Origin of the sequence: Methanoregula sp., from assembly GCF_049686655.1 — an archaeon.
Classification (GTDB): domain Archaea; phylum Halobacteriota; class Methanomicrobia; order Methanomicrobiales; family Methanospirillaceae; genus Methanoregula.
The window spans coordinates 24,001-38,676 of sequence record NZ_JBAVIG010000046.1 but is presented as its reverse complement, the minus strand read 5'-3'; the positions used below and the strand labels follow the sequence as shown (position 1 = coordinate 38,676).

The 14,676-nt window shown below is 52.7% G+C and carries 11 protein-coding genes; 5 read left to right on the top strand and 6 right to left on the bottom strand.

Translation table 11 applies throughout. From position 1 onward, the window contains the following. Positions 1-107: 107 nt before the first annotated feature. Positions 108-992 carry an IS5 family transposase gene (locus WBL42_RS05745; RefSeq protein ID WP_424720311.1) on the top strand — a complete coding sequence of 295 codons (885 nt, stop codon included), beginning with the start codon at positions 108-110 and terminating at the stop codon, positions 990-992. Positions 993-1,118: 126 nt separating this feature from the next. Here WBL42_RS05745 and WBL42_RS05740 read toward each other — a convergent pair whose 3' ends face one another. Both WBL42_RS05740 and WBL42_RS05735 read right to left on the bottom strand, forming a co-directional pair. After that, a complete protein-coding gene (locus WBL42_RS05740; protein WP_424720310.1) occupies positions 1,119-1,532 on the bottom strand; it encodes a hypothetical protein in 414 nt (137 codons plus the stop codon). A 40-nt stretch (positions 1,533-1,572) separates the two neighbouring features. Further along, the gene (locus WBL42_RS05735) at positions 1,573-2,763 is read right to left on the bottom strand and encodes a hypothetical protein (RefSeq protein WP_424720309.1); all 1,191 of its coding nucleotides are present in this window, start codon (positions 2,761-2,763) and stop codon (positions 1,573-1,575) included. Positions 2,764-3,091: 328 nt separating this feature from the next. On the opposite strand from WBL42_RS05735, the gene WBL42_RS05730 reads away from it, so the two are divergent. Together WBL42_RS05730 and thsA are read left to right on the top strand one after the other, a co-directional pair. Further along, positions 3,092-3,394, top strand: coding sequence for a YciI family protein (locus WBL42_RS05730; protein ID WP_424720308.1), 303 nt, complete (start codon positions 3,092-3,094; stop codon positions 3,392-3,394). A 293-nt stretch (positions 3,395-3,687) separates the two neighbouring features. Next, entirely contained in the window at positions 3,688-5,274 is a 1,587-nt protein-coding gene (gene thsA / locus WBL42_RS05725; RefSeq protein ID WP_424720307.1) for a thermosome subunit alpha, read from the top strand. Between the two features lie 43 nt (positions 5,275-5,317). On the opposite strand, the gene WBL42_RS05720 is transcribed toward thsA, so the two are convergent. Together WBL42_RS05720 and WBL42_RS05715 are read right to left on the bottom strand one after the other, a co-directional pair. Beyond that, a complete protein-coding gene (locus tag WBL42_RS05720; RefSeq protein ID WP_424720306.1) occupies positions 5,318-6,322 on the bottom strand; it encodes a transcription initiation factor IIB in 1,005 nt (334 codons plus the stop codon). Between the two features lie 1,690 nt (positions 6,323-8,012). Then, on the bottom strand, positions 8,013-8,843 hold the full coding sequence (locus WBL42_RS05715) for a slipin family protein (protein ID WP_424720305.1): 831 nt from the start codon (positions 8,841-8,843) through the stop codon (positions 8,013-8,015). A gap of 242 nt (positions 8,844-9,085) precedes the next feature. Between WBL42_RS05715 and WBL42_RS05710 the strand changes: the two genes are divergently transcribed. Beyond that, positions 9,086-9,652 carry a methyltransferase family protein gene (locus WBL42_RS05710; RefSeq protein ID WP_424720304.1) on the top strand — a complete coding sequence of 189 codons (567 nt, stop codon included), beginning with the start codon at positions 9,086-9,088 and terminating at the stop codon, positions 9,650-9,652. A gap of 185 nt (positions 9,653-9,837) precedes the next feature. Continuing rightward, positions 9,838-10,092, top strand: coding sequence for a hypothetical protein (locus tag WBL42_RS05705; RefSeq protein ID WP_424720303.1), 255 nt, complete (start codon positions 9,838-9,840; stop codon positions 10,090-10,092). A gap of 76 nt (positions 10,093-10,168) precedes the next feature. Here the strand turns inward: WBL42_RS05705 and WBL42_RS05700 are convergent, their stop codons facing one another. After that, the gene (locus WBL42_RS05700; protein ID WP_424720302.1) at positions 10,169-10,513 is read right to left on the bottom strand and encodes a hypothetical protein; all 345 of its coding nucleotides are present in this window, start codon (positions 10,511-10,513) and stop codon (positions 10,169-10,171) included. Positions 10,514-11,098: 585 nt separating this feature from the next. Beyond that, positions 11,099-13,858, bottom strand: coding sequence for a beta strand repeat-containing protein (locus tag WBL42_RS05695; RefSeq protein WP_424720301.1), 2,760 nt, complete (start codon positions 13,856-13,858; stop codon positions 11,099-11,101). Positions 13,859-14,676: the final 818 nt, after the last annotated feature.

Below are 14,676 nucleotides of genomic sequence, written 5' to 3'. Positions count from 1 at the left end.
GGCTCTGTAGAAAACCTCCATTCTCCGAAGTAAACAACTGACCACAAAAGCTAAGGTACGGTGCCTCCTTACCTTGTTATGCTCATAACCAGCGAGGAGGCAAAATAATGTCAACAAACCGGTATATCAGGTTTGTTGAATTGTCCTCAGGGTTGATCCGTGATTCTCGGATTCCTCTTTTCTCGTCGAAGTTCTCAAAAAAAACGTATACTCAGCACCAGTTACTCATTCTCCTTCTCCTGAAAGAGTACCTGTCTGAAGATTACCGGGATACGGTAGAACTTACCGAGATTATGGACTCTCTTCGAGAGAGAATTCATCTCGATAAAGTGCCCCATTTCACGACGATCCATAAGTTCTGTCAACGGATTCGATCCTCGACGTTCACCCGTTTACTCAACCGGCTCATTAAACAATTCTACGATTGGGGTGAGAGAATCACTTGTACCGCCATCGACTCGTCGGGTTTTACCAGTTCTTATGCCAGTTCATATTATTCCTGGAGAACCGGGAAAACCCGAAAACGATTTCTGAAAACCTCGATCTCCGTCGATACTGATCAACAGATCATTACCGGGTTCAAGATCTCCCAGCAACCGGTTCATGATATCCCTCACGCCGAAAAACTTCTCGTTCAATGTCACCGAACGAGAAAATCTGAGACCTACGTCCTCGATAAAGGATACGATTCTGAAGATATTCACCGACTTATCCGGGATGATTTGAACGCCTATTCTCTTATTCCGGTCAGAACTAGAAAACGTAAACGGATCTTTGGGATCTACCGACGAGAACTCGCTAAATCCTTCGACCAATCACGGTACCATCAACGAAACAAAGTCGAAACCGTATTCTCCGTCCTTAAAAGAAAGTTCGGGGAAGCCCTGAAAGCACGGAAATTCCAAGCGCAGGTCAAAGAACTCAAAATCAAATTAATCCTCTACAACCTCTCGAAAATTATTCTTGCGATCTTCAGATGGATCTTTTACTGAGGAATTCTACAGAGCCGAAAAAAGTTTCATTAAAAAATCAGAGTTAAAATTTTGCAATCATCTTTTCAGGACGCGGCATTGCTGCTATAAGTTCTTCTGAAAAAATAGTCGATCAAAGTTACCAGATCAGGAGAATATGGTCAGATTTCCAAGATCGTCTTTCAGATCGCCGTTGCAGTTCTCCATTCCGCCGATCAGGGTTGTAACCAGCCTCTGGTCAAAATTGCCTTTTGTGTATATACACGTCATATTCTTTCCTTCAAGCAGCGTTTTCATCTCCTGTGTTTCACTGTCGTTCAGGCTGACGAGCGTCTTGGTAAAGATGCAGTCCTGGGAAGATGAATACGTGAACGTTCCGATATCCTCCTGGATTGTAACGTTCATATCCTCGCAGTTATTTGCTGCGGCAATGAATGGCGCATACTGTGAAGATACCGGGGTTGCAGGTACCGGAGTATTCCGGGCCTGCGGGGATGATGAAATGCAGCCTGCAAAAATTACCAGGAGAACTATCCCGGACAGTAACATGACAGCGTGCATATTTTTTATTCCTGCGGGTCTCTGTCCTTTCATAAAAACCTCAATGATATACGAGCGTAGTCGGGAGATCCTTTAACCCATAATTTGCAACTGTCTTTGCATTGGCGTAAAGCGTGTAGAGTTCCTGGGGCCACAGCGTAGTGTCAACTGTCCCTTGCTGGATATTTGCTCCATTCACGCTCTGTACCGTACTCCCTTCATTACTCATCCTGTGAATTACCATGCTGTTTTGCGGTGTGGGGAATTCTGAGAGGCCCAGGCTGCCGGCAACATTATTCTCGATTTCTTCCTTCGTGCTCTGGGCTATATCCTTGTTGCTCAATGCAGTGTTCATGTCAATACTATACTCGTCCCAGTTTCCCTGGCTCTTTTTCAGCAGTGCCATGTCCCAGTTCGCCCAGAAATTACCCGGATCCCTGGCAAGTACTGCGGCATACTCATTTTCGAGTTTTGGTTCCAGTGCCCGAATCTGGTTCGTCTCGTCGGCAAGCACCTGCTTATCCTGTTCGATCTCCGGGGTGCCTGCCAGGTCTCCCGGTCGATCGTGTTTAAAGATATAATTATTGAGTGCTGTCATTGAGTCGCGCACATTCAGATCGTTGTTGAGATCGCTATGTGCGCTGGCCAGATCTGCTGAAAGATACGCACAGCTGATGCACACACCTGGCTCAGCGGGAGGAATTGCTACAACCGGCTCAGTGGAAGGAACTGCCACAACCCCCGATGGCGCCGGGCACCCCTGGCTGTTTGTCCCGCTTAGCGCAGTTGAGCCGCTGCACGCTCCATTCACGGTATCCGGACCGGTGTAATCCCAGCTGTATTTTCCGGTAAATGCAGAACAATCCGTGGTAAAGAAAATATCATATGCCGATAATGTGGAAGTTCCCGGCGGGTCAGACACGGTCCTGCCGGGTATGTGCAATACATTTCCGGAGGTGAACGATCCCCCGGCAGTTCCATGGCCAACATCCCCCATTACTGCGGTCCCGAGATTGTGCTGGATTGAAACAGATGTCTGGGTACTGGTAACTCCTCCCCCGCACCCTGAATCGTCTTCCGTGACCGTTACCTGCCACTGGCTTGTTCCGCTATAGGTATTCCAGCTCCAGGGCGGAAGGGAAGTCTGAGCGGCAACAGGGACTAAGATAACCAGAATTATGATAAAAACCAAGGCACCCTTGAACATATACAAGTGACCAGAGAACTCTATGGCATATATGCGTTTCTCCACGTGCCTTTTCCGATTCCTTTCTTTGAAAACCGTCTCCCCCTCATCGTCGGTCCCTGTAGGAGAGGGGAGGAAACCGCTATTGGAAGAGGAGGGGCTGTGTCCAGGCCGGTGATCGGGTGGGGGGCGGGGCACGGGGCTCGCTGTGGCGAGACCGACGGACACGATTCAGATCGCAAGGCGGGACCAGGAAGGTACGATGATCGGACAAATTTCTTACCAGACGACAAAAAGGGATGGTGTAACGGCGATAAGACAATGCAGAAGACGTTGGCAGTAATCGGCACTGCCATCCCATATGTATAACCGCTGACGGCAAGCAATCAAAGCTATGAGTCAGACACTGGATTTTATCTCCCTGCTCCGGCCAAAACGCCCGGATTTTCACACGACCATGACGCAGGAAGAACGGACGGCAATGAAGGAGCACAAGGAGTATATCAAGCACCTGTTCGAACAGGGAAAAATTGTTATGAGCGGCGATGCACCGGATGGCACGGTTGGCATTGTTCTCTATCGTGTGGATTCGGCAGATGAAGCCCGACGGTATTTTTATAATGATCCGGCAGTCATCGCAGGTATCGGGTATCCCGATCTGTGCCCGTTCCAGATCGGGCATCTGACTCCCACGTAAAATTTTTTACCGGGAATTTTCCGGCATAGTTTTGGTTTATGATGAAAACCCGGGCTCCGGATTGGCATTACAGATAGACATATGAGGCCACGAAGCAAGGCTTGACCGTCACAGGGATGCACAGGAACCGGCGTAACCAGCGGGGACCCGGCGAAAATCCCTACGAACAAATCGTAATATGGATGGGATGAAAATCCCCGGTCACGAGTGCATACTACCCGGAGCAGCATGTCGGGAGTACGAACGGCAATGCCGGAATACCAGAACAAAGATATCATCAATTGAGGTTTTACATGTCACAACAGCTTGGTGGACAACAGGTTTACATTCTTAAGGAAGGGACAACGCGGACCCGCGGGAAGGAAGTCCAGCGTTCGAATATCATGGCCGCAAAGGCGATCGCCAGTGCCGTCAGGTCAACGCTCGGCCCCCGGGGTATGGACAAGATGCTTGTGAACCAGGCCGGCGGGGATATCGTGATCACGAACGACGGGGCAACGATCCTCGGCGAGATTGCGGTGAAGCACCCCGGCGCAAAGATGGTGATCGAGGTGGCCCGCACGCAGGACAAGGAGGTTGGCGATGGCACCACCACGGCAGTCATCCTTGTCGGTGCCCTGATGGAGCAGGCAGAAGCGATGCTTGAACAGGGCATCCACCCGACCGTCATCGCGGAAGGTTACCGCACGGGTATGGAGAAGGCGCTGGAGATCGTGAACAGCCTCGCGCTTAAGGTCGATTCCACGGACCGGAAACTCCTGATCAAGATCGCCAACACTGCGATCACCGGAAAGTCGATCGAGCAGGTGAAGGTGAAGCTCGACAGCATCATCGTCGATGCGGTTATGGCCGTAGCCGAGAAGGCGGACGGCAAAACGCTCGTTGACGAGGACGATGTGATGATCAAGAAGCAGAAGGGGCCGTCCATGGACGACGCCGAACTGATCCGCGGCGTGATCATCGACAAGACCCGGGCCCACGAAGGGATGCCGAAGAAGATCGTGAAGGCAAAAGTCGCCCTTATCGCCACCCCGCTCGAGATAACGAAGACCCAGGTCAAGGCAAAGATCAAGATATCGTCTGCCGACCAGATCACGGCCTTTTCCGTGCAGGAGCGCGAGTCCCTGAAGAACCTTGCCGACCGTATCATCAGCACCGGTGCAAACGTCCTCCTCTGCCAGAAGGGCATCTCGGACATCGCCCAGTTCTATCTCGCCAGGGCCGGCGTCCTTGCAATCGAAGACATACCCGAGAAGGATATGAAGTATGCAGGCCGGGCACTCAACGCGACCATCGTAGGCAAGGCCGAGGCGCTCACGGCAAAGGACCTCGGCATGGCAGATCTTGTCGAAGAGGACACTGAGGGCAAAGTGACCCGTATATCCGGGTGCAAAAACCCGAAGACTACCACGATCCTCCTCCGCGGGACAAGCGACTACCTGCTCGACGAGCTGGAGCGTGCAGTTGTCGATGGCACCCGTGTCGTGATGGATGCACTGGAAGACGGTACCTATGTTGTCGGCGGCGGGGCAGTAGAGACCGAACTTCTCATGAAGATCCGCGAGTTCGCCCAGACCGTCGGCGGCCGCGTGCAGATGGCAATCGAAGCTTATGCAGCCGCATACGAGTCCATCCCCCGGGCGCTCGCGGAGAACTCCGGCTTCGACCCGATCGACAAGCTGGTCGAGCTCAAGAATGCCCATGCCATGGGCAAAAAGAATGCCGGCCTGAATGTCTACGAGGGAAAGATCGTTGACATGCTTGCAGAAGGCGTCATCGAGCCCCTCAGGTCCAAGCGCCAGTCCATCCAGAGCGCATCGGAGACCGCCATCATGCTCATCCGCGTGGATGACATGATGATCACGCAGTCCAAAAACTAAATCCGACATCTGCCGGAATCACAATCAGGATAAAAAAACGGGATCAGAGAATGATCTCGATATCCAGTTTTTCTGCCAGTTCCTTGTACCGGTTACGGATAGTGACCTCGGTCACCCCTGACACTTCCGCTACTTCGCGCTGGGTGCGCCGCTCCCCGCTCAGGATGGAGGCGATGTAGATCGCCGCTGCCGCGACGCCGGTCGGCCCCCTGCCGCTCGTCAGTTCACGCTCGGAAGCCAGCCGGAGGATCTCTATGGTCCGGCTCTGGACCTCTCCATTGAGAGTGAGACCCGAGCAGAAACGGGGCACATAATCCAGCGGGGAGGTAGGCAGGAGCTTCAGGCCAAGCTCACGGGAGACGAACCGGTAGGTCCTGCCAATCTCTTTCCTGGAGACACGGGAGACTTCCGCAATCTCATCGAGCGTGCGGGGCACGCTGCACTGCCGGCAGGCGGCGTAGAGCGTGGATGCTGCAACGCCTTCGATGCTCCGGCCGCGGATCAGGTTCCTGTCGACTGCGTCACGGTAGACCATGGCGGAGGTCTCACGGATGTTCCGCGGCAGGCCCAGTGCAGAGGCCATGCGGTCCAGTTCCGAGAGTGCGAACGCAAGGTTCCGCTCGGTCGCATTGCTGACACGGATCCGGCGCTGCCACTTGCGGAGACGGTAGAGCTGGGCCCGGTTCTTGGAGGATATCGACCTGCCGTACGAGTCCTTGTTACGCCAGTCGATCATCGTGGAGAGGCCCTTGTCATGGATCGTGAGGGTCATCGGTGCACCTGTCCGGGCCCGTTTCTGCCGCTGGTCGGCATCGAATGCCCGCCACTCGGGACCACGGTCGATGAACTCGTCATCGATCACGAGCCCGCAGCTCTGGCAGACCAGTTCTGCCCGCTCACGGTCGTGGGTCAGCTGACGACCGCCGCACTCCGGACAGGTCGTTTCGGTCTGGTTTTCCGCTTTCTTCTCCTGCTCTCTCTGTTTCGTGCGTAATTTAAACGATTCCCGCTCGGTCTGGAGGACTTTCAGTTGTTCAATTTCCTGCATTCACATTTCCTTGGTAATTGTGTAGTCTCGGATGTTCTGGTGCATGGAACCGGCATATCCGCGGGAGTCCATCATGGTGTGAAGAGTTTTTCATTTTTCATGGGGCCGTACCGTGCATTTTCCCCCATCAGTGGACGACAACATGAGGTGCTACCAACATTCCCGAAGATAGAGGGAATCCTTGCCGGCCATCTTCATCTTCGGATCAGTTACCTCGTTGTAATGGAGATGGTGCCGGGCTCTAAGTCACAGGACATAACGAGCATTCGTCGCCGGGGGTGCTCAATTGCCCGTCCAACAACGTTCACACAATCCCATGAATAAAACGGTGAAGGATCCGTTGATAGTTTTTATATGAACGGCAGTGCGGCATTTAAATGTTGTGAGTATAGATACGATCCCGTGATCCGGATGAATGAGTATACAGGAAAAAATAATCAAATGCAGGGTTACGTTTACCGGGGCGACTCCGTTAAACCCTTCCCCCATGCATATTCACCGGAGTCTGCGTTCTTCACCCTGTTTCTGAATCCGCATGAAATTTTCATTCCGCGGGCATTCGTGCGGATTCACGCCTTCGCCCGGGACCCACTTCCCTTCCCGCGGGTTGAACCGGGCCGGGCATGATAATTCTTTAACTGCCGTTCCGTGGAGTCCTAAGAACATCCTGGTTTTGATGTGTTCACAATCAATACAAAAATGATAATTGCTCATTTGCGGTTTCCTGTTTTGTGGGAATTCATCAGACTTGACGTGGTCTCTTGTCTGAATGAGGTTATATGCCTTAGTGAGATGCGATACGCCAAGAGAAAAGTGTGGGAACACATCGCTGCCAGCGGCGAGGCTGTGGCCGGGCCGGGCGAGTAATGGGGCCGACGGCACGGCAGCGGATTTCAAAACAAAACCGGAGATGTGGGTGAGATAGACATCTCACCGGAGTAAAAAAGGTACCATCACTTTGCTATGAGGGGGGCACAGACAGAAAAACAGGCTTCTCTAAAAGTAAACCGATAAAAAAATTTCCCTCAGGTTCCGGTCGCGGGTTCATTGATAACATTTTGCCAAAGAGGATCCGAAAGATTGGGATAGGTACCCCCAGCGGCAGTAAACTCTCCGTTCGCGATCTACAGTCCTGTGAAGAACCGCGGTGGATCCAATCAAAATTATCATCGTAGTCGTTCCACCATAATTATCATATTTTTCTTTCCATCCATCTCCCCCGCCAATGTCAGAAAAAATTTCTATGTGGGCAGGTGGTGATGCCGAATATTCAGTATACAGGGGAATTTGTTGTGGGATCTTGTTCGTAGCATATTCAATCCATCATTGAATCGAGATCAATTATCTTCGAGAGAAAAATTGGAAAAAAATCTTACAGTCCACGAACACGGGTCGACGGGGAGACGTTTGAACCAAAAGGAGAATGGGTACCGTATCTGAATATTTCCGAGTTAGGAAAGGTTACTGCGGTAGGAGAAACGCATACATCGCGCAAGATCTGGCGAAGGAAAAAATTTAACAATATTTTATGAGGAAAGTCAGGTCGGATCGTCATTCGGACCACCTTTAACGATGTGAGATACTGATCGCCAACCGCCAACGCAACAGAACCGCTAGGTGGCCTTCACGCTTCATTGAGCATGCGGTAAGCATAAACCGTACCAGTACCAACCCGGCACACTACAGGAAATTACTGAGGTTGCTGCTCGTGATCCGGTTGCTTTTTCTTCTCTTTTTCTATCGTCTTTGCGAGCGCGATGGTGCCCGTGATATCCCCAAGGTTCATTGTATTCAGGGCAGTTGACGGAACAATAACGATGGTTGACTGTCCTCGCTTCAGCCCTTCGTACAGCATGTTCATAGCCCGCAGGTGTAGCGCTGTAGGATTGTTCTCGTAGCTCTTTGCAGCCTGTTCGAACTTCTCAGCGATCTGCCGTTCGGAATCGCCGAGAATGACACGGGCCTGCCGCTCGCGTTCGGCCTGCGCCTGCATGGACATTGCATCCTGGAGCGCGCCGGGGATCACCACGTCGCGGATCTCAACGGATAGGATCCTGATGCCCCACCCGCTTACACGGCCCCCGATCAACCTCTGGAGTTCAGCATCGATTGCTTCTCTACCGGTAAGCATATCGGCGAGAATGGTTTTACCGATAACATCCCGGAGCGCAGTCTGCGATGCCAGAGAGATTGAATCCTTGTAATCCTTTACTTCGAGCGCAGCTTTCTCCACATCGATTACCTGCCAGAACAACACGGCATCTACGTTAACAGGGACCGTATCTTTTGTTAAGGTCTGCTCAGCCTTGAACGAGGTTGTGATAACCCGAAGATCGATGATGTAGGGGATATTGTTCAGGAACGGGATAATAAAAATCAACCCGGGGCCCTTGATACCAACGAATTTTCCCAAGAACAGGACTACTGCCCGCTCCCATTGATTGACAATCCGTATCGCCATGGCAAGAATTACAAGCAGAATTACTGCAACAATCAAGAGAGTGAAAGGGTCAAGATCCATTTTTAATTCCTCCCGGAAGGGTCTATTTGAGTCAAATCATCCGATGGGTGAAGAAGGGTACCTGCCGAAGTATATAGTTGTGGTGATGGTTCCGTAGGGAGGGGGGTCGGATACGTTAGCGGGTCGGTGAACACTTTTTTACCGGTGAAATTCTTTCGTTAACTGCAAATGCATCAGACCCTGTAGTCCAAAGATTCAATATCCGGGGACATCGACCGGTGTACCTGATACGGAGAGAGATCGTGGATACATTCCTTATATTAGTGGCCCTTGCGTGGGTTGTTTTCTGGGCATACTGGCTCATCTCAGCATTGAGGACCCGGTCTCCCATGAAACGCCGGCAGTCCCGTGGGTTCTGGCTCCTGTTCGTGCTGTTTTGGGGATTCTGCGTGATCTACTCCACCGGGATCACTCCCGGTTTTCTGGTCCAGAAGGTCATACCCGACGATCTAATTATCGGGCTGACGGGTACGATCATCACCCTGCTGGGCCTCGGTTTTGCGATCTGGGCACGGGTTCACCTGGGGAAATACTGGAGCAGTATGCCTGCAATCAGGGTAGACCACAAACTTATCCGGACCGGCCCATACAATATCGTGCGGCACCCGATCTACACCGGTATACTGTTCGCGGTTGCCGGTACGGCTGTTATCGTTGGCGAGCCATTAGGTATAATCGCATTTTTCCTGATACTGGCCGCCTATCTCTGGAAGATCTGGACGGAAGAGAAATACCTGCAGGAAGAGTTCGGCGCGGCCTACACTCAGTACAAGATGGAGGTCCCGGCACTCATCCCGTTTCTTGTATGATGCCACGATCCTCTCAACGAATACTGCCTTGACCCACAGGTCCGAATCATCGGAACAGGTCAGGGGCATCATCAGTTATATCATCACATGGATCAACAATCCCTCATCGCAGGAAGATCGATATGGGAGTTTTCCGGTTCGATAACAAATATTTAGCCCCGACGACGGATCAGCGCGAGCGGTATATGATGGGGGAAAGTGAAGAGAAGCACTTCGGTCCTGAAGGACAGATCGTGCTTATTGAATATCCCGATGCCGTGTACCTCAAAGACGATATCGACAATATCCGCATCCTCTACACCGGGTTCAAAGATAAACATAAGGCCAAGAAAGAGGCAATGCGGCTGGCGGACCTTCATGAGCACAAGGCACCGCACAAAAACCTGTTTACGACGGCACAAGAGATTGGAGATACGGGGCCGGATCGCAAATCCGAATGATTGAATGCGTGGTGACGACATTCCGAAGGGTACCGGAGATAAAATCTGTCAATAAACGGATTTTGATTGGGGCATTCTAAATTGTCGGGGTCGACACTCTGACATTACGCAACACCGGACAGTACCAAACCTCCACGTTGTCCATGTAATCTTCAGGAAAGTACTCAATGGAGGGTGTGAACTGGAATTTTTTAAGGATGTGCTGCATGATAGGCCGGGGCATTACTACGCTGACCTGATAACCCTCGTCCAGCCATCTGCGGATCAGGCGCTGGACATTGCCCTCGGTTTTCACCCGGGATATAATATAATGGAGGCATAGCCGGTTTTCCTCCCGCTTTAGCCAGCCGGAGAAGAGGTCTTCAGTGAATCCCAATGCATCCCCATCCGGAGTTCCGGTCTCAATGCGTGTTGCGGTCATTTCATTCACTTCCTCGCGTAGACAATCCAGACCTAGTGCCCACCACTTTATCACGGGATAGTGGATAAATCCGGCCAGTTGTTGCAAAATTTGATTCCAATAAGTTGACGGAGGGGAGGGATTGTAAGGAAATACTCAAGTCACCTGCGCTAACCTATCAATTTGAACGGATCTATGTGGAGTCCCCCATCAGGAAATTATCTTAATATCAAAATCAAATCGCCATCCGGTGTGATATTGTATCTTTCTGAGATTGTCGCATCGTTCCACGAACTTGCCCTTCCGAAGACAACTTCAAGTTTCTGCAGAAACCCGTAACCTTTTCACCGTCATATTTCGCGATACGGGTTCCTATTCTTCCAGGGTCCATTGGTCTGTGTAGACATTCCATAATACAAAATCAAAAGATTGGGTAATTAGGTCAATACGGGGGGCTGTGAAAGTGTTTAACGCCACAACATCTGCAATCGGGTCCGCGAGTTTTCGGACCGACTTTTGTGTAACTGTTCAGCCATTCCTCATCTCGCGTGTTGGCGCATTTCAGCGCTATTCACCCCGTCGTGCGCTCATCTGGCCGCTGAACAGTTATTGATAATTTTTCCTGAAGAACAAGGCCACGCATACAAGTGCGATCAGGGAAATTGCCGGAGGTAAACCTGATGCCGGGGTTGCAGCAACCGCCAGGGCCGCGGACTTCGCGTTCTCCTGAGCGAGCCAGGCAGCACTGCTGCTGTCTGATGCCTGCTGGGTACCGGTAGGTATCACGAATGTGTCGGCAGCAGTTGGCGGGGGTGTGTACGTCTCGGCAACTGTGGGAGCAGAAGTTACTGAGGAGACCGTTATGGCATCCGGTTGCGAGAACGTATTGCTGCCCTCACTGTTCGTTGCGATCAGGGTGACGCTGTACACGCCCGGATTGGTGTAGAGATGGAACGGGCTCTCATCCGTTCCGGTAGTCCCGTCCCCGAAATCCCAGAGCCATGTTGTCGGTGACCCGGTCGAGATATCGGTGAACTGGACAGTCATCGGGGCTGTGCCGGACGTGGGAGTCGCGGTAAAATCTGCGACTATGCCTGAACCCCCGACAGTGATGAAATCAGTCTCGGTTGTAGCGTTCTGGCCAAGAGAGTTCTGTTCCGTCAGTGTCACGGAATATGTCCCGTCATTCAAGTACGTGTAGCTGGGATTTTCCAGAGTGCTGGTATTCCCATCCCCGAAACTCCAGCTCCAGGTTGCCGGGGTCCCGGTCGATTCATCCTCAAAATCTACCTCAAGGGGTGCAGCCCCGGAGGTCGGTGAGGCAGAAAAGAGGGGGAGCGGGATAGTGGTTGCTGCCGCAGCAAAGCTGTATTTGTCACCGGCTGCTTCCGCGGATGTGCCACTCGGCGTTGTAACGAGAACGTCAACTTGCCCGACGCCTGGACTGGCAGGCGTGCTCGCGGTGATTTCGGTATCGCTGACAACGGTGAAACTGGATGCAGCTGTGCCGCCAACGGTCACCGCAGTTGTTCCGGTAAAGCCGGTCCCGGTAATGGTTATCGGGGTGCTGACAGAAACCGGGCCGTACGTCGGGGATATGGCAGTCACAACCGGGATGGTTGTCGTTGCTGCTGTATAGGTATATTCGTCGGCTGTCGACTTCGCAGATGTCCCGCTGGGGGTGACAACGGTAATGTCAACCATTCCGACTGCCTCATTCGGGGAAGTTGCGGAAATTGATGAATCGCTGTTAAATGTATATGAAGACGCTGCAGTGGTTCCGAACATAACCGTTGTCAGATCGGTAAACCCGCTTCCCGTTATAGCTACTACCGTGCCGCCAAGAGTAGTGCCGGATGCCGGTGATATACCAGTCACAACAACGGACGGAGTGGGCGTCGGTGTCGGTGTTGCTGTGGCAGTTGGAGCTGTATAGGTGAATGCTCCTGTACCAGTTGCGGTGCCGCCGGGTGCGACGATTATAATGTCAGCGGGTCCGGCTGCTGTGCCGGCCGGGGTAGTTGCAGTGATTGTTGTGTTGCTGACAACGGTCACGCTGGTGGCTGCTGCGCCCCCGATGGTTACCACGGTTGCCCCGGCAAGGCCGCTTCCGGTAATGGTTACCGGGGTGCCGCCGGTAACCGGGCCGGTTGCCGGTGAGATGCCGGCGAATGCCGGTCCGGGGGCGGCCGGGTTCACATAGGTGAAAGACCCGATTGCAGTGCCACCGGGTGTGATGATGACAACGCTGGCGGTGCCGGCGGTGCCGGCCGGGGTAGTTGCAGTGATTATTGTGTCGCTGACTACCGTGACACCGGTGACATATGCATCGCCAATGGTTACCGCAGTCGCCCCGGTAAAGCCGCTACCGGTAATGGTTACCGTGGTGCCACCGGTAGCCGGGCCGGACATCGGTGAGACCTGTGTCACGATCGGAATTGAAGTCGTTACTGTATAGGTAAAGGCTCCCGTCCCGGTGGCCGAGCCGCCGGGTGCGAAGATTATAACGTTGGCGGTTCCGGCAGTGCCGGCCGGGGTAGTTGCAGTGATTGTTGTGTCGCTCACAACGGTCACACCGGTGGCTGCTGCACCCCCAATGGTTACCGCGGTTGCCCCGGTAAAGCCGCTTCCGGTGATGGTTATCGAAGTCCCGCCGGAAACCTTGCCCGATGCCGGTGAGATGCCGGTGAACGTCGGGGCAGGAGCTGAATAGGTGAATGCCCCTGTCCCGGTAATCGAGCCACCGGGAGTGGTGATTACAATAGTAGCGGCCCTGGCAGTGCCGGCCGGAGTGGTTGCCGTGATTGAGGAGTCGCTGACAACGGTCACACCGGTGGCTGCTGCACCCCCGATGGTTACCGCGGTTGCCCCGGTAAAGCCGCTTCCGGTGATGGTTACCGAAGTCCCGCCGGTAGCCGGGCCCGATGCCGGTGAGATGCCGGTGAACGTCGGGGCAGGAGCTGAATAGGTGAATGCTCCCGTCCCGGTTGCGGTGCCTCTGGGTGTGACAATCACAACGTTAGCAGCCCTGGCAATGCCGGCCGGAGTGATTGCAGTGATTGAGGAGTCGCTGATAACGGTCACGCTGGTGGCTGCTGCACCCCCAATGGTTACCGCGGTTGCCCCGGTAAAGCCGCTTCCGGTGATAGTTACCGAAGTGCCACCGGCAATCGAACCGGTTACCGGCGAGATGCCAGTGAAGATCGGCGTCGGTGGAGCGGTTGTAGGCACTGTTGTAGGTACCGTTGTAGGTACGGATGTCGGTATTGTCGTTGTGGGTGTAGGGTCCGCTGCAGTCGGAATAACGGTGACTGCGATAAAAATCAGTATCATGCACCCTGCGATGAAGATGAGACGGGAATTCATGGGGCATCACCAGTGTTTCATCACTGATACTATACTGCCTGATGAGGGCCAAACCATACGATTAGTATCCTATACGCTATGGCACATACTTGGTGTACATCCGAATGCTGTGAAGCAGTAGTATGAACCAGATTGTCCTACATACTCCATATTTTGTAAATTATACTTTACATTCACCAATATAAACATTCTGCTATTCAGTTCTGTTGCGTTTACTGTTGGTGACCGCTTTTTCGTTTAACTCATATTCTGCATTCACCTACGCTACAGCGTGACCCCGAACATAACGTTTAATCTCAAAATAGTAACTATTCAGCGATCCGCTGACGAACAAACCGGCAGATCAATATGTCTGTAAGGTAATCGTAATCGCGATGACCTGATCGGGAAACATGACAACAGATCCGTCCCTTCCACGGGGGGACCAGGCATTTACCCATGAGCTGTGTAATACCTCGCTGCCGGCACGTTCGGGATCTCCCCTCTGTTGCTGCACGGCTCCTCTTGAAAGTATGCCAATAATACAGATGTTTCCTAATCAGGTTCCAAAATGATCGATGAATGAGCCTCGCCATGCCCCCCAGTTGGTCGATTACCCACAGAACGTGTCAACTTATGCGCTGATCGAAAAGAACCCGCCTTTTGTCGTAGCGTATTGCGCTGTCCCGACCAAGATGGGCAGGTATCATAACGATATCCTCCGCCGATCCGGATTTTTCGAAAAATTTGCGAGATTTTTCCCGGAAAATCCGGCGCCGGAAACCAGAAGCCGGATCGGCGGACGAGCAAGATCACAAAAAATATGCTCACACACGACA